14 protein-coding genes are annotated in these 17,148 nt (G+C 45.3%); 1 reads left to right on the top strand and 13 read right to left on the bottom strand.

From position 1 onward, the window contains the following. Positions 1 to 23 precede the first annotated feature (23 nt). The 5 genes from cydC to MHI25_RS16245 all read right to left on the bottom strand — a co-directional run bounded on the left by cydC (position 24) and on the right by MHI25_RS16245 (position 8,437). Entirely contained in the window at positions 24 to 1,751 is a 1,728-nt protein-coding gene (gene cydC, locus MHI25_RS16265) for a thiol reductant ABC exporter subunit CydC (RefSeq protein ID WP_340393610.1), read from the bottom strand. After that, complete coding sequence (cydD, locus tag MHI25_RS16260) at positions 1,748 to 3,592, bottom strand: thiol reductant ABC exporter subunit CydD (protein WP_340393608.1); 1,845 nt, start codon at positions 3,590 to 3,592, stop codon at positions 1,748 to 1,750. The genes cydC and cydD overlap by 4 nt, the downstream gene beginning before the upstream one ends. Before the next feature lie 68 nt (positions 3,593 to 3,660). Next, positions 3,661 to 4,677, bottom strand: a complete 1,017-nt coding sequence (locus tag MHI25_RS16255; protein ID WP_340393606.1) for a cytochrome d ubiquinol oxidase subunit II — start codon at positions 4,675 to 4,677, stop codon at positions 3,661 to 3,663. Beyond that, positions 4,674 to 6,038, bottom strand: coding sequence for a cytochrome ubiquinol oxidase subunit I (locus MHI25_RS16250; protein WP_248548643.1), 1,365 nt, complete (start codon positions 6,036 to 6,038; stop codon positions 4,674 to 4,676). The genes MHI25_RS16255 and MHI25_RS16250 overlap by 4 nt, the downstream gene beginning before the upstream one ends. 551 nt (positions 6,039 to 6,589) lie before the next feature. Next, on the bottom strand, positions 6,590 to 8,437 hold the full coding sequence (locus tag MHI25_RS16245; RefSeq protein ID WP_340393603.1) for a hypothetical protein: 1,848 nt from the start codon (positions 8,435 to 8,437) through the stop codon (positions 6,590 to 6,592). 80 nt (positions 8,438 to 8,517) lie between these two features. Here MHI25_RS16245 and MHI25_RS16240 point away from each other — a divergent pair, with 80 nt between their 5' ends. Then, positions 8,518 to 9,153 carry a TetR/AcrR family transcriptional regulator gene (locus MHI25_RS16240; RefSeq protein ID WP_217696907.1) on the top strand — a complete coding sequence of 212 codons (636 nt, stop codon included), beginning with the start codon at positions 8,518 to 8,520 and terminating at the stop codon, positions 9,151 to 9,153. Between the two features lie 82 nt (positions 9,154 to 9,235). On the opposite strand, the gene MHI25_RS16235 is transcribed toward MHI25_RS16240, so the two are convergent. The 8 genes from MHI25_RS16235 to nikB form a co-directional block, all read right to left on the bottom strand. Further along, positions 9,236 to 10,225, bottom strand: coding sequence for an alpha/beta hydrolase (locus MHI25_RS16235; RefSeq protein ID WP_248548641.1), 990 nt, complete (start codon positions 10,223 to 10,225; stop codon positions 9,236 to 9,238). Between the two features lie 256 nt (positions 10,226 to 10,481). Next, a complete protein-coding gene (locus MHI25_RS16230) occupies positions 10,482 to 11,078 on the bottom strand; it encodes a class I SAM-dependent methyltransferase (protein WP_340393598.1) in 597 nt (198 codons plus the stop codon). Beyond that, the gene (locus MHI25_RS16225; protein ID WP_076184908.1) at positions 11,079 to 11,831 is read right to left on the bottom strand and encodes a class I SAM-dependent methyltransferase; all 753 of its coding nucleotides are present in this window, start codon (positions 11,829 to 11,831) and stop codon (positions 11,079 to 11,081) included. Continuing rightward, complete coding sequence (locus MHI25_RS16220; protein WP_340393595.1) at positions 11,831 to 13,504, bottom strand: nickel ABC transporter substrate-binding protein; 1,674 nt, start codon at positions 13,502 to 13,504, stop codon at positions 11,831 to 11,833. The genes MHI25_RS16225 and MHI25_RS16220 overlap by 1 nt, the downstream gene beginning before the upstream one ends. An 18-nt stretch (positions 13,505 to 13,522) precedes the next feature. Continuing rightward, positions 13,523 to 14,371: an ATP-binding cassette domain-containing protein gene (locus MHI25_RS16215; RefSeq protein WP_248548638.1), complete on the bottom strand. Its 849-nt coding sequence runs from the start codon at positions 14,369 to 14,371 to the stop codon at positions 13,523 to 13,525. 37 nt (positions 14,372 to 14,408) lie between these two features. Beyond that, positions 14,409 to 15,194, bottom strand: a complete 786-nt coding sequence (locus MHI25_RS16210; RefSeq protein WP_076126508.1) for an ABC transporter ATP-binding protein — start codon at positions 15,192 to 15,194, stop codon at positions 14,409 to 14,411. After that, positions 15,191 to 16,027, bottom strand: coding sequence for a nickel transporter permease (gene nikC, locus MHI25_RS16205; protein WP_340395687.1), 837 nt, complete (start codon positions 16,025 to 16,027; stop codon positions 15,191 to 15,193). The genes MHI25_RS16210 and nikC overlap by 4 nt, the downstream gene beginning before the upstream one ends. 32 nt (positions 16,028 to 16,059) lie before the next feature. Continuing rightward, positions 16,060 to 16,974, bottom strand: a complete 915-nt coding sequence (gene nikB / locus MHI25_RS16200; RefSeq protein WP_340393590.1) for a nickel ABC transporter permease — start codon at positions 16,972 to 16,974, stop codon at positions 16,060 to 16,062. Between the last annotated feature and the right edge of the window lie 174 nt (positions 16,975 to 17,148).

Below are 17,148 nucleotides of genomic sequence, written 5' to 3'. Positions count from 1 at the left end.
GCTCAGAGGAGCTCTTGCTTTTTTTACACTCCAACTTCTCCGATCATTTGCTGTTCGATTTGTTTCATCTCATAAAAATAGCCTTTTTGCCCCATCAACTCCGAATAGGACCCCGTTTCGACTAGCCTGCCTTGGTCCATGACCACAATCTGGTCCATCTCTTCCAATCCGGTTAGCCGATGACAAATCAGGAGAAGCGTATCATTAGCCGCCTGTGCGTAGAGATGCTTCAAAACATGATGCTCTGTCACATAATCCAGCGATGAAGTGGGTTCGTCCAGAAGCCATACCCGTCCTTTGCGGAGCATCGCTCGCGCCAGAGCCAACCTCTGCTTCTCGCCGTCTGACAGATTCTCCCCTTTTTCATACACCATATCGGTCAACGATGTATCGGGCAGCTGCATTTTTGCTAGCACATCCAACAATTGTTCGTCTGCATGTTCTTCTCCATTCAGCAGCAGGTTGTCCCGGATCGTTCCCCGGAAGAAATGACTTTGCTGAAACACTACAGTAGCCGTTTGCCAAATGCTCGTTTCATCCAGTTCCTTCACCGAAATGCCGTTTAACCGTATATCACCGGCCGTTGGTGTTCGCAGCTTGAGCAGCAATTCGATAATCGTTGATTTTCCTGATCCACTCGGCCCGACAATCGCCGTTTTGGAACCAGGTAAAATGTGCAGGGATACATCCCTGAGCGCCGGTCTCCACTCCCCTTCATATTGAAACGTAACATCGGATAGCTCCATCGTAACGGCATGATCAACAGACAATGTGCCACTTGGCTGCGAAGACTGCTCATCAAAGGTCTGAACTGTTTCCGTCAGTCGTTTGGCTGCGTGTTCGCTATCCTCTTTATACGCGGGTAATGTGGCCATAGCCGCCGCTTCTTCAAATACGGTTTGTGATGCCATAACCAGCATGGCAAGAAATACGCCTGCAAGCGCTCCTTCCATAATTAAATAGGCGCCAAGCGTAAGCACTCCCCAGGAAACGAAAAACGTAACAAAAGTGTGCATCGATTGCCCGCGCAGCAGTTGCCCGGCTGCTCGTTGCTGCTCAGCTGCCAATACAGTGGAAGCATGCTGGAGATGTTCCTCCCGCTGTGCCAATTGACCATATACTTTTAAATCCCGGAAACCGTACAACACTTCGGTAACTTCCGTGGACAGCTGCGCCCTCTGCTCACGAACGCGTCCATGTATTCTCCGCTGCCCGAGTAACACAATTCCCGGTACAACGAATGCCGTTACCAGCATACCTATTACAAACAAAACGGCAATCCAGATCGAAAAGGTAGAAGTAAACAGCACCGTAGCCAAAAACACCATGACGACCATGATCGGAGGATAAGCGACTCGCAAAAAATAATTTTGCAAACTTTCCACATCCCCAACGATCCGCGCAAGCAGATCCCCGCTTCGATTTTTGTTCAATATACCAGGCGTTAAAGGAATAAGCTTGGCAAAAAAGGATGTACGTAAACGGCTAAGTATGGAGAATGTCGCCCGGTGAGAATACAAGCGTTCTCCATAACGACTCGCCGCCCGAAGCAGACCCAGCAGTTTGACCATGGAGGTGAGTACAATTAAAGTATAAAGCGGTGGCGCAAATACCGTTTGCGAAATCAGATATCCGCTCGCAGAAAAGAGTGCCACACCGGCTATGCCGGCGATAAATCCACCCAAAATCGAAAGAATGATATCCTTGCGCTCCTGAATCATCGCCTTTGACAGAACAGCCAGTTCATTCATGAGGATATCCCCCCTTTCCGCTCTACATCAATCATCTCGGCATACTGAGGCAGGCGCTCCAGAAGCTCGTCATGTCGTCCCGAGTCCACCAACACTCCATTGTCCATAAACAAAATCTTGTCGGCTTGTTGAATCGTATATAATCGGTGAGCTACCGTAATCATTGTAGCCGTTTTTGCCAGTTTGGCTATGGAGCGTTGCAGTACCCGCTCGGTGTGCAAATCAAGTCCAACTGTGGGTTCATCAAACAAAATGATAGCAGGACGCTTCAAAAAAGCGCGTGCTAAGGCAAGCCGTTGCTTTTCCCCACCAGACAGTCCCCGGCCTCCTTCACCAACAAAGGTATCAAATCCATGCTCTAATTGGGCTGTAAGCGCAGCGAGTCCTGCTTCTTCCCCCGACCGCTCAATTTCTGCTCTGGAGATGCTCCTACGAGCACCAATCGCAATATTTTCAGAAAATGTGCCTGCAAAAATATACGGATGCTGTGTAATGTAGCTAACATGTTCGAACCATTCGGTTTCATCGTATTGCGAGAGTGGACTTCCATTCACCAGAAGCGTTCCCGATTCTGGTTTCAGCAGACCGGCAATGAGATGTAGCAAAGTCGTTTTGCCGGAACCGCTTTTGCCAACAATGGCAATGTGTTCTCCTGGACTAAGCTGGATCCGCCCCGTCTTAAGCTCGAAAGAATCTGGAGCATACTGAAACCGGAGTTGGTCAATTACGATGGACGGCGGTATTAAAAGGTCTCCAGAATGGGTGAGTTCCAATTTGCTTATTCTGTCGGTCCTATCACCGACCTTATCCATGCTGTCGATCTCGTCGATTCCATCGGTTGTTAATGCTCCTTCAATGCCATTAGCGTCCCTGCTCCCCCCTGCCGTTTCCTCAAGCATCTGTTCTACCTTACGAACCGCACCCATACTTGTCCGGCCGCTGTGAAAGGCCGTTCCCGTATTCTTTAACAGGTTGTAAAACTCGGGAACGAGCAGCAAAACGAGAAAGGCGGTGTGGAACGTCATAGATTTGAAAACGAGCAACTGGATGGCCAGTTCAAGAGCGACAATGCCAATGCTTAGCATCACGATCGATTCCAGCATGAAGGTATTCGTAAACGCAATCTTCAAAATGCCCATTGTGGCATCACGATAACCCAAGCTACTACGCTCAATCTCCTGTTGCTGACGGTGAGCCCGTCCAAATATTTTCAATGTCACCAGTCCTTGAAGAGAGTCTAGAAACGTCCCTGAAAACTCAGCCAGTTGCGCGTATTTTTCTTCGGACTTGTTCTTCGTTTTCAGCCCTACCAAAATCATGAACAGCGGGATGAACGGAGCAGTAAACAATAGAATGAAACCTGTGTTGGCATGTTGGATAAATGTAACGACCAAAATCAGAACCGGGATGATAGCAGCTTCCATCATACGCGGCATGTATTGACTGAAATAACTATCGGCCTCATCCACAGCATCCAGAGCAATACTGACCTTTCCTCCCGTCTGTCCACGAAGGGTTGAAGGCATGGAGGCATGAGTCAAGTTTTGCAGCACGGCAGCGCGCATATTTGTCTTAGCAGTGGCAGCCATATGTAAGCCAACTATACCGTTTCCATAAGACAACAGTGTGCGTACAGCCATAACAGTTAGAAGTATGCCGAGCAACAGGATAACCGATGAAAATGAAGCTTTCTCGACAAAAATCCGTTGGACTGCTTCAGCAAGCAGTCCAGCCTGACTCACAATAGCTATACCGAGCGCGAGCGAAATGATTGCGAGGAGAGCCCTGTTTTTCCTTTGTGAAGACATTTGTTGAGAAATCAGACTGGATTTCCTCTTCACAGATCACACCTCCTTTATCTATAGGCTTGTAGGGAAACCTCAAACATGCCGTAATGGATTAAACAGCTTTATTTTTTCCCTTTTACATAATCCGCATCAAACAGGAAGAGTTTGAAGACCAGAATAAGGGATGGGATCAACAGGCATAGACCGCCGATAAACACAATTACTAACGCTAAACCCATTGCCGGTGAAGTTGCACTGCTCTGAATCGTGATATACGGATCAAGAATATAAGGGTATTGCCCAATCCCATAAGCGAAAAAGGCACAGAAAAACTGCAACATGACGCATATAAAAGCTAATCCGTAACGGCGTCCGTTATATAACAGCCACATCGCGATCATAAAGAAAGCAACGGAAAGTGCCAGCAACCACCATAAATCCATCATATTTTGAAAATGGCGCTCATTGTGTTGACCCAAATAGATAAATGCTGTCAGTGCGAGGATTATCGTCGGTGTGCTCCAAAACAGGGCGTAGTTGCGCATCAGCTTCAACGCGGAATGATCCTCCGCCCGAGAAGCGTAAAATGTCAGAAATGAGCCGCTAATGAACAAAACGGACACGATTGCCAGTCCAACGATACTCCACGATAACAGATTGGTAAACAGCGCCCAGTAATCCAGAGAAACCGTCTCCCCCTGCTTCACGATAAAGCCGCCTTCAGACAAAGTTAGCGCCACTGACAACGATGCTGGAATAAGCAAACCTGTAGCTCCGTACAAAAAAAGATATACTATGTTTTTCTTGGAACCGTAATTTTCAAAAGCATAGAATGAACCGCGAATCGCAAGAAGAATCACTGCAATGCTTCCCGGAACAAGTAACGCGGAGCCATAATAATAGGCTGTGTCCGGAAAAAATCCGACGATGCCAATATAGAAAAAGATAAAAAATACATTTGTAATCTCCCATACGGGTGATAAATATCGGGAAATCAGACGATTAATGAGATGATCCTGCTTCGTTAAACGTGCATAAAAGGCGAAGAAGCCCGCTCCGAAATCAATGGAAGCTATAATTAAATAGCCGTACAAAAACAGCCAGAGCACCGAGATGCCAATCAATTCGTAACTCATCATTCAGTGCCCCCCTTTTCCGCAGATTGATTAGGATGATCCTTCATCCATTTCTCCATCTCAGCTTCTGCCGGATTATTGTTGAACAAGCGTCTTAGCACGATTACACACATACTGCCGAGTACGATGTACAAGAGCAATAAGGCGAAGAATATAATTCTTACATTCGGTGAAGACGTGGCCGCCTCCTCAACACGCATATATCCACGGATAATCCACGGCTGTCGGCCAACCTCCGCATAAAACCATCCCAGCTCAACAGCCAGAAAAGCGAGAGGGGCGCTCAGTGCGATGATGCGAAGCATCCATTTGTTAAGCTCATTACGCTTTTTCCAGAACACAAACAGAAAATATAGAAACGAAATCGCGAGCAGAGTAAATCCAATTCCGACCATTAAATCAAACAGATAATGAACGAGAAGCGGTGGCCATTCTTCCTTGGGGAATTCCTCGAGCCCCGTCACCTCTGCATTAAAGTCACCAAAGGCCAGGAAGCTGAGCAGCTTCGGCAGATGAAGAGCCCCTAGAACTTCATGCTCTGCATTCAGCCATCCCAATAGTACCAAATCCACACTGCTGCTCGTCTCAAAATGCCACTCTGCCGCTGCAAGCTTCTCTGGCTGATGCTCGGCCAAAAACTTGGCGGACACATCACCGGCTAACGTGTTCAGCAAACCGAATAGTAAAACAACCGCCATCATGAGATTTAAAGATTTTTTGTGGTATGCGGACACACCTTTTCTCAGCATCGCGAAGGCTGCAATCCCGGCTAACAAGGCAGCTCCTGTCAAATAGGCCGAGCTTAATACATGGAACACTTTGGAGAACGTCGCCGTATTCAGCATCGCTTGCACCGGGTTAATCGCTGTGAATTGGCCTGCTTCCATGACAAAGCCCTCAGGCTGGTTCATGAATCCGTTCACCGTCGTAATAAAAACGGCAGACATGCCTGCCCCGGCGACAATCGGAATCGTCAGCAGCCAATGGATATACGGATTTTTGAAGCGATCCCACGTATACAAATAAATGCCCAAGAAGATAGCTTCAAAAAAGAACGCGAACACCTCCATGAATAACGGAAGTGCAATGACATTCCCAGCCAGTTTCATAAAATTCGGCCATACCAGGGCCAGCTGTAGTGAAATCGCTGTACCGGTCACGACACCAACCGCCACAGAAATGACAAATCCTCGAGACCACCGCTTTGCCATAAGTGTATAATGGGGGTCCTTCTTCCGAATCCCGATAAACTCTGCTATAGCGATCATTAGCGGTATACCGACGCCAATCGTCGCAAAAATAACGTGGAACCCGAGAGTCAAGCCTGTCACCAGCCTGCTCCATAGCACCGTATCAATTGCCATTCTTTAATGCTCCCTTCAAAACACTGTTCATTTTTCTATGATTAGGCCTGCTAACTGTTGGCTGCATTCAATATCAGGTTTAGCAAGGTTCAGCGACATCGTTGCCTGTTCGTTTTAGTATGACGTTCATCGTTCTTTGCTATGTAAAAAGAGAAAAAATTCACAAAGCAAGAGTTGGCGAGCCCGATTTACCTGATACTGAACAGTCAAAATTATAATGTGACCTAATGATTAAAATCATCTTATCTTAAATTGCAAGTAATTCAATCACAGATATCTCTTAATCCCTAAACGTTCAAGAAAGGGTCAAATCTTTCTGACAACTCAGTGAATAACACAAAAAGTACCCGAAGGAGCTATTGATTGATTAGTGCATATGTGATGTCACAAGTTCCCTCCTACTTCGATGCTGGCAAAAAAACGATATTTTCTCATTTTGAGCCGTAATATATCCCCTTTTTTGCAACAAAAAAACACTGACTCAAATCATCAGTGTTTTTTGAATTAAAGCTAATGTCATCTTTGTCATGACAAATCTTGAACTGCTACTATCATTTAGTACGTCCGTAGAAAAAAGAATACCCATCTGATTTCCCAAGCTTAGTCGTCTCCGTTCCGTCCACTAGCTTGACCGCTTTCAGCAACGATACAATTTGCGTATGCATTAGCTTTGCATCAAATTTGTCCATCTCTCTGTTGTCACTATCCACGAGCAGATAGTCGGGCATTGGAATGAAACCAATCACCGGTATCCCTGCTTCAAATAAGGGCTGACTCTCTCCAAACTCAAACTTGTTATGTCCACGCAATAATACAGTACGTGTGCTATCTGTCTTTTCAATAGCCTTCAGCCAAATGCCTGCCATCATTTCATTGCCTGCATAGGTATATTCTGTACTTATTTGTCCAGTTGGACCATAATGACCCGTATCATCGTCCTTCCACTCCATGCTGCCTAAATGCTCAACCGTAATTCCAGCTACAGCTTTTAAATGGCCATTCTTGCCATCCCACAGCTCTCGATGCCCCTCCATCCAGGTGGAAGTTGCCTGAGAGGACCCTTTGAACTCCGGTAATCTAAAATGCCCTGTCACAAAAGCAAATATCATCGTACGTTCCGGCTGCTCTTGCTGTAAGTAACGAATCATAGACAGCATGCCCACAGCGCCATTCTCCTCCACCACATTTATCCCATCCGTATGGGTATTTACGATAATTGCTTCGTCTTTATTCTTACCGTCAATTTTCACATAAAAGGATTCTGTTGGGGCATCTTTTTGTATTTCCGCTTCTAAAATAACCGTACCTTCTTTATGCTCCTGAGCTGCGCTGATCACCTTTTTCCCTTCCGTTTCATTAACCCAAATCGCAGGGATTCCAGCATAATCGGTGGTAAAAGGCACATATTGCTCTTCAACCTTATCGTCAGATACCCCTTTCCAGACTAAAACAACAGCTTTTACGCCCATTTCCTTCGCTTGCTCCAATTTAGCTTCTTTTAATGCTGTAGTGAGGACCAGATCGCCTTCATTTGGGGCAATTTGGTTGTCCATTGGTGATGAATCCCGCATATTCATAACGATCCCACTTGGAAAATTTCTGAAATTCTCAATTTCAATGACAGCAATTTTTCCGCTGGCCTGGCCATATTCACCACGCTTCGTATACACCAGCTCCCCAGTTACACCTTTTTCGTCAGTTTCCCCGGAATAGGGAAAAGCTGAAGAGACATGAATTTCCTGCTGATCAATCATTAAAGCACTGTTCTTTTCTTCCCATCGGTCAAAAGTATAGCGATCACGATAAACTTGCAGCCCCATATCCGATACCTGCTGCTCCAGCCAAGCAATAAACTGATTGTGACCCTCAGAGCCGGTTGTACGGCTTCCAAAAGAATTCATTACTTCAATATCTTTGAGCATCACTGCTGCAGAATCCAAATTGCGTTCATCGATCGTCACTGTCGTATCAGCAGCTAATGCTACAGGTGTTGTAATAGGTTTTGCATAGACTCCAATACCCCAAAGTGCAGTAACGATAAGTGCAGCAATGCTGAATAACACTTTACGAACCACTAGAAACGGAGTAACTCTTCTGCTTACCTTTTGCCCCAAGAGTCCTCTCCATATGCCCGCTATGATCAGCAAGAGGATAGAAAGCGCAAGCAGCCAAAAATTTCTTGTTAGTAAGAATAACCCTTCTGCCACCATCGCACTAATAAATACTACATGTAACTTCTCACGCTTCTTTAATAGTAAAAAAGAGATGCCTAATTCTGCTAATAAAAAGATGATGGTCACGATTGAGATTACCGTTTCTTCGCCAATGAATACCGTAGCACTTAGTGCTAGGATCAAAAGCAGCACTGCTGACAATCGTCTATATAAGATTTCTAACATGACGCCCTCCCATTTTAACTAACGATTATTTTGACATTACATTTGTAATGCCTTATGGTTTTAGCATATTGAAAAGACTCATGAAAAACAATGAAACGAACATCAGAATGTACAAACGGAGGGGAAATGTCATCTCAAATCATGAATTATACAGTCCAAATACCTCTCAGCATCGTTCCAATAAAGAAACCAACCGTTTGACAAGAGAAGCCATCTGTACGGCATTAGTCTTCTTGATCCAGGAACAGCCTTTTGACAAAATCACCATCACCGATATTGTGAAGCGCGCAGGGGTTTCTCGAACAGCCTATTACAACAACTATTCCTCCAAGCAAGAGATCCTGGTGGATTTGGTCGATTCGCTTATTTTTGAAATTAATCAAAAACTCTTACCTTACACCAATGAATTAACAGGCAAAGCTAAAGAACCTCAAAAATTTATCAAAGTGCTTTTTGAAGTTATTTTTCAGCAGCGGAACATCTACAAAGCACTTCAGAGTGCAAAGTTTGATCATGTAATTCTGGATTGCTTGAATGAAATGATGCTTTCTACTGCTCATGACAAAAGCGACGAGAATGTGTACCGAATATACTTTAAAGCGGGGGCCCTCTATAATGTTCTCCTTAAATGGATACAATCAGACTTTGCAAAATCCATAGACGAAATGACCAAAATTTGTCTTGAGGTATACCATACTCCAATGTCCCAGGAATAAGGTTTAAAAATCGTGTTTATAAATGAAAAAACAAAGAAACCACGGAACCAAGTTCGGCTCCGCAGTTTAATTATCAACCCTACTATTGAATTTGAATTTGTTTCATGTACTCTTTGAATGCCTCGGCGATTTCTTTGTATTTTGTATGATGCAGATAATGTGAACCTTCCATTGGGATCATTTTGCCCTGTGCGGATTGTTTGACTTGCTCCTCATGCAGCGGAATCCACTGTTTATTGTGCTCGTTATTTGATTGAACGAAGAGAAGCAGCGGCAAGTCATTTGGCATTGTGATTTTTTCTCCATTTTTGAAATTGGAACCGAGGTGGCCCAGTTCATTCATCAACGTTGGATTGGTCGCGACTTGATTCGAAATCAAACGCATCTGTTCTTTGGTATGCTCATCGAACGCAAGCGATTCATAGGGATCTCCGCTCACTTTTTGGACCAATCTCATTAGACCTGATTTTTGAAGAAATTTCATGGCGTTCAAAGGTAATTTGACATCCATTCCGGGTTGATTGGGAACGCTGCTATCGATGCCGACAAAAGCAAGAACTTCATCCGGATATGTGTTCACATAGGTCGCTCCGTAAAGTCCCGCGATGGAATGTCCCATTAGAATGTAACGGTCTACACCCAGTTGCTGCAATGCTTCGTGAACCTCACTTACTATATTCTCAGTCGTTCTCTCCTTCTCGGTTTCATCGCTCAAACCATAACCGAAAGGCTCGACCACCACGACTTTATAATTAGGGGTAATTTCATCGATCAGCAATTTGAAATCAAGTGCAGGCGTCGGGGTTCCTTGTCCCGGTAGGAGTACAACAGTTTGTTCTCCACTGCCTTGAATAAGCACATTCATCTTTTTCCCATCCACATTGACATACTGGCCATACGATTCGATTTTCTTTTTCTCTACCCCGTCGCTGATTGCATCAACGATAAAAACGATGCCCATGAACAGCACGAGCGCCCCTACAATACCTCCGATTATTTTTAACCATAGGTTCCGTTTCTTGTGGCTCTTAGTCCCTGTTGTTTTTATTTCCACCTTATTTGCCACGTTCATCTCTTCCCTTCCTTGTCCCTGTATCTGAAGTGCCGCCTTGACGACATATTCAAAGTGTAATCAATCAAGATGTACTCTTCGTGACGACAATATGAACGGAATATGAACAAGCCCAAAAAAAAGAAGTTTTAGATTAACATCAAATCGGAAATGAAATAATGTTCTTGTCCTTTACTCAAAAAGCAGCGCCTCTCATTAGAGATCGCTGCTTTTTATTGTATACTTCATTTAATATGTGTAGGTTCTCACTTTTCTATTATTTCTCAGCACAAATCATGAATATCGGTGTTGACCGGTTTAAGACTTGCTGTTTCTCATCCAGAATTTTTGAGTTCAAATTCTCTTCAGCAAAAATATTAGCGAAGCCTTCTTTTTTGAGAGTCCGTATATCCCACTCGGGACGCCATTCTCTGGTCAGCGGCAATACAAGACTCAGACGGTCTGTCTCCTCTATGTCCTTGTGATGCGGGAGTTCACCAAAGCCCTTATCTACATAGGTTTGCTGATCCTCTACTCGCTTTTGCTGCATCTCTTCGTCCCAGAGATGGCGATTCCAGTTGGCATCAAAAACCAGCAGCCGTCCCCCAGGCTTAAGTACTCTTCTCCACTCTTTGTAGGCTGACTGCGGATCGGTAAGGCTCCAGGTGACATTGCGGCACACGATTAGATCGAAGCTCTCCGCAGCAAAGTCAAGCTTGTGCGAATCCATCTTGCGGAAAGTAACGGTTACACCTTCCCGAATGGAGTGGGCACGTGCTTCTTCCAGCATATTGTCGGTACAATCGATCGCAGTAACCAGATGCCCGGCACTCGAAAGAATCACAGAGAAGAAGCCAGGAAACCCATTTATCATTCACTCCTTCTTGGCAAGTATCATGAACCGGTTTACATTCTGGTAACCGTATTTCAAATAATCTAGCGGCATCGCACGGGCAGGGATAAAGTTCCGGTGAACATCTATGGTTCGGAACCCGGCCTGTTTCAGCGCTGTCTCGTCAGCTTCAGGCCGTAATACATTAACATATGGCAACTCGCTTAGCAGGCTTTTATCTTGACTGCTTCGCTGGCGGATTCTTTGTTCTGTGAGCAGAATCAGTGTCCAGGACAAGGCATACCAAAGTCTATGGAATACAGTCTTGCTCTCTTTATACAAATAGTTGCCGTCAAAAATAATCAGGGTCCCGCCCGGTTTTAGAATCCGATACCATTCAGCATAAGCCCTCTGTGGATCAGGAAGCGTCCATACTACATCCCTGCAGACCACTGCCTCAAAGCTATTCTCTAGCTCCATATGCAAATCGGCAGCATCAGCGACATAAGCTGGAACTTTATATCCATAACTCTCAAAATTTCGTGAAGCTCTATCGATCATTCCCTGAGAGGTATCCACCGCTGTAGGCAGATGACCCATCTGTGATAAGAGTATGGAGAAAAAGCCAGGCCCTGTTCCCACATCCAGCACCTTTTGCTGGGGAGTTGTTCCCAACCCTTTAATAAGCAGTTGTTTCCAGAGGTTTATGGTTTTTTTGCTGCGGAATTGAGTCTGTATGACTTTGTCATAACTCTCCGAGCTTGATGTCCAGTATTTCGAAATCTCTTTTAACATCATTTTTCTCCTATGTCGAGTAGATTCCAGAAGACCGGCATAAAGGTGGAGTACCCCGGTTTAAATCCAGTCACTCTATTATTTACTGCCAAGATATCGTCAGGAAAATAAATAGCTGCAAACATAGCCTCCTGATACAATTTGGAGAAAATGGAGTCATATGCGGTCTGACGTTCCTGAATATCGGTTGTTCCTACTGCTGTGTCAATCAGTGATTCTAGTCCAGGATCAGACCATACGACAGCAGATGCGTCAGCTGTTTTATGAAATAGGGACAGCAAGAATGCATGCGGATTATAGGCATCATCATAAGTCCGGTACATGATTAGATCATAGGCTTTGCTTGTCCATAAGGCATCGTAATAGGCATTCGGCTCAAGAACCTGAAGATTCACTCTAATGCCAATCTCCTTTAACTCAGACTGAACCAGTTCACTAATCGACTTCCATTCGGGATATTCAGCCTGCTGCAGCACGAAATTAAGCTCAAGCGGCGCTCCGTCCTTCTGTACAATTCCATCTCCGTCCGAATCCGTGTAACCGGCAGCTGCTAGCAGTTGCTTCGCTTCCAGCAAATCAAAGCCGTACCAAGTATTATTGGACTCCGTCACATAAGGAACTGTCAGCGGGAACAGGCTTTGAGCTTCACTGCCGATACCGTCCATAAGATCTTCGACAATGTTTTTTTTATTAATTGCCAAATTGATAGCTTTGCGCACATTCAGATCTTGAAGTGCGGGCGTTTTGTAGTTAAAGATCATGAAATGAGAGCTTGTTCCTTGTGCTTTTTGCAAGGTCAGTGAAGAATCCGCTTCAATCACTGGCACGCTTTCGACTGGAATCTTTCCCATTTGTCCCCCGGCAATGTCAATGTCTCCAGCTTGCAGCGCTAGTACTCTGGACTGTGGATCTGGGATTACCTTCAAAATAATTTTCGACAGCTTCGGCATTTCTCCCCAATAATTCGGATTTCTGACGAGTATGGCTTCCTGATCTGTTTTGTAGCTCTCTGCCATCCATGCGCCAGTTCCAATCGCTTTGATGAATTTACCCGTAATATCTCCTGCGGGTTCCACAGCGGAAGGGCTGATAATTCGGACCGGTCTTGCAAAGGATAACTCGGTTAAGAAGGGATAATACGCTTTGTTGAATGTCATTGTAATCGTATGTTCGTCCACAACAACAAGGGATTGCATCGCAGTTGCTACATTTAACGAATTGGCTGGATCCTTAATCCAGCGTTCGAAGGAGAATTTAACCGCGTCGGCATTAAACTCCGTACCGTCAGAGAATTTGACGTCATGGCGAAGATGGAACGTATATACTTTCCCATCTTCTGAAATATCCCAAGACTCCGCAAGCGACGGCAGTATTTCGCCTTTTTCACCATACTCCACTAACCCCTCATATATCATCGCGTGCACATTCATCGAACCATCATAGGCACCGGCATCCAATCGGTCTATACCGGCATCAGACGATATAGCAACAGTGACTGTCTTGTCCTGAGCTTCAGATCCTTGTGCAGCTTCATTATTGGCGGTATTATTGGCTCTAGCCGTAGAATTGCTGTTATTACTGTTGCTGCAACCTGATATCAACACAACTATTACAAGAAGCATAAAGAATAACGATTTTGATAATAGTTTTTTTGTCTTAGGGTTCGTTCTCATTCTTGGTACATCCTTTCTCTACTTAACATCATAGGAATGGCTGGGTTGCCACTCCTCTCCCAGTCTCTTCTTTCTTAAGCGGGGGTCCTGCACAGGTACCGAGGAGAGCAATGTTCTTGTATAAGGGTGGTCTGCTTGCTGCAATATGGTTGCACCCGATTGCTTCTCTACAATTTCCCCTTGACACATTACAGCCACACTGTCGCAAAAACGATTTACAACTGACAAGTCATGTGTAATGAATACATAGGATAATCCCAGCTCATGCTTCAACTCCTGCAGCAGATCCATCATTTGCTTTCGCAGGGTGACATCGAGACTTGAGAAAGGTTCATCGCAGATAATCAGCTCCGGCCGCAAGGCGATTGCGCGCGCAATTCCGACCCTTTGCTGCTGTCCGCCGCTGAGTTCATGCGGATAGCGGTGAATATGCTGCCGTTCAAGTCCCACAAGCTCAAGTGTGTCTGCTACCGTGGCCCTGCGGGCTCCAGCCTTCCTCTCTCCGTAGTTCTGAAGAGGCTCCCCGATAATCTGCTCTACCGTAAACAACGGATTAAATGAAGCCAGACTGTTCTGAAACACCATCTGCATCTTCCTGCGGATCATGCGCATTTCGCTAAAGGTCCAATCCGTATAATCCTCGTTCCGGTACATAACTCTTCCGGAGGAGGGTTTCTCCAGTCCCAGCAGAAGTCTGGCCAAAGTGCTCTTACCACAGCCACTTTCCCCCACTAAACCAAGGGTCTCACCGCTCTCCAGACTGAGAGACAGGTTGTTGACGGCATGAACACTTCTGGCTTTACGTGTGAACCACCCCCTTTCCAACTCATATTTCTTGTTCAGGCTTACCGCTTCCAATAACTTCAAGATCACCACGTCCCTGAAAAATGTAATATTACCGTTGTTATCTGCACTCCATTAAGTATTTAGTATAGGGATGCACGGGATTAGAAAAGAGTTCAAACACATTGCCTGATTCCACAATCTTCCCGGACTTCATCACATATACATAATCTGCAAGCTCCGCAACAACGCCAAGATCATGGGTAATTAATAGAATGCCGACATTGTTCGTCCATCTGATTCGGTCCAGCTCTTTAAGAATCTGGGCTTGAATGGTTACATCCAATGCCGTTGTAGGCTCATCTGCAATTAGCAATTGTGCTCCGGATACCAGGGCGATGGCGATCATTACTCTTTGACACATACCACCGCTAATTTGAAAAGGATATTTATTGAAAAGCAATTTAGGCTCGCTGAGCCCTGCTTGCTCCATCTGCCTCATGGCAAGCAGCTTTGCTTCTTTTCCCGATATACGCTTGTGCAGTTTAATCGTCTCCATGATCTGCCTGCCAATAGTAAGTACCGGATTCAGCGCGTTCATAGGATCTTGAAAGATAACAGCCATTTCTGTTCCCCGAAGCTTCTGTAACTGACGGCTGGAGCACTCACGTAGATTGTTACCCTTAAGCCAGATTTCTCCACTCTCAACTATGCCTGGAGAATCTACTAATCCTAATATGGACATTGCCGTAACACTTTTACCGCTTCCGCTCTCACCTACAAGTGCGACAATCTGCCGGGATTTCACCTCGATACTGACATCATCAACCGCTGTAACTTTATAACTGCCTGTGTGAAAGCAGGTGCGTAAATGACTGACCTTCAGCAGTGGAGACTCTGCCATCATATTCTGGCCCCCCACTTTACTACAGAATTGAAAGCACGCTCTGGTTGTCGCAAGCCTTCTCCCAACAGATTAAAGCCCAGAACCGCCAGCATGATCATCATTCCCGGAAATAGCATCAACCGCGGCTCCGTTTGAATATAGGCACGGCTGTCGTTCAGCATTACTCCCCATTCCGGTGTAGGCGGCTGAGCTCCCAAACCCAGAAAGGACAAACCCGCAATGGAGAGCATAATCGTACCCACTTCCATAGAAGCAAGAACCAGAATAGGCCGGGCTGCGTTCAGCAGAATATGCCTGAAAATAATTTGTAAATGAGAAGTGCCTAACGCTTTGGCCGCTGTAATATATTCACTTTCCTTGATTTGAAGGACCATACTGCGTATCACTCTGGCATACCCCGTCCACCAGACAGCAGCAAATGCGATTAGCAGATTCTTCATACTGGGACCTAGCATGGCTGTAATAGCAAGTGATAGGATTAAGCTGGGAAAGGCAAGCAATATATCTATGATCCGCATAATCAAATGATCGATCTTGCCGCCAGCGTAACCAGCCAGTAAACCAACAGGGATGCTAATCGCAAAAACAACGATCAACACCATAAACGAATAATTTAGGGAGGTTCGGGTCCCATAGATTAATCGGGATAAGACACAGCGTCCCAGATGATCCGTACCGAGCGGGTATTGCCAGGAAGGTATAGCCAGTTTGTGTTCCATGTGAATCTGCAGCGGATCGGAAGGTGAAAGCCATGGGGCAAAGAGTCCAACGGATATGAACAAAAGTACTATGCCCGCTCCTAACCTTGCTCCCTTATTCTTAAATAAGCTAATACGAAATATGACAATCCGCTCCTTCTAAATCGTCACCGCAGCCTGATTCGCGGATCCAGCAGCAGATGTAATAAATCCACTGTCAAGTTAATCAGGACAACGACAACAGCCATCCATAATACGTAACCCTGAATGACAATATAGTCTTTCGCAAAAATCGCCTCAACGGCATACTTACCAATTCCCGGCCAAGAAAATATAGTTTCAACAATAACGGAACCGCCTAATAGCCCCGCTATGTTAACCCCAAGGAGGGTAAGACTCGGAAGAAGCGCATTACGAAGTGCATGCCGAATGATTATTCTCCATTCCTGCAGCCCCTTAGCTCTAGCTGCTGTGATGTAACGCTTGCCCAAAACGTCTAGGAGACTGGAACGAATCAAGCGGATGTAGACTCCTGCCATACCAAATCCTAGTGTGAAGGCAGGTAGAATGACACTGGATACCTCATCCATTCCCATCACAGGAAATAGCTTAAACTTCACCGCACCATAATAAATCAGAAGCAGACTTAGCCAGTATCCTGGCATTGAAACACTGAGCATTGCACATACTCTTCCCAGTCGATCAAGCATTCTACCCGGATATAATGCAGACCCCACTCCTATCGGCAGGGCAATAAGAATAGCGGACAATACGGAACAGGCACTGAGCAGTATAGTTGCCGGAAAACGACTCATCAGCTCTGTGAACACTGGACGACCGCTGCTGTAAGATAAGCCAAAATCGAGATGGGATACCCGGTTCAACCAGTGAAAATATTGCTTATGTACAGGACCATCCAGACCAAGTGTATGTCTGGTCGCCTCAATAGCTTCCTGCGTAGGTTTGATGCCGTCAGCACGCAGCATGATCTCCGCTGGATCACCTGGTGTTAAATGCATCAGCGCAAAGGTAATGCAAGAGATGCCGAGCAGCACGGGGATGAGCTGCAATAAGCGTTGCAACAAGTATCGATTGATGGCATTCAACTCCAAAATCTTAATCGTAATAATTACGATTATAGCATAATCTATTTAAATTAATAGTCTTAAATTGATTTATTTTATGTAGGACATAAAAAAATCAACCCCTATTAAATGAGTTGATCTTTAAACATTTGGTCTCTGCACAGTCGCAAC

The organism is Paenibacillus sp. FSL E2-0177, assembly GCF_037992975.1.
Lineage (GTDB): Bacteria > Bacillota > Bacilli > Paenibacillales > Paenibacillaceae > Paenibacillus_AQ > Paenibacillus_AQ odorifer.
Note: the sequence above shows the minus strand (reverse complement) of the source record. Positions and strands in the feature narration are given on the sequence as shown.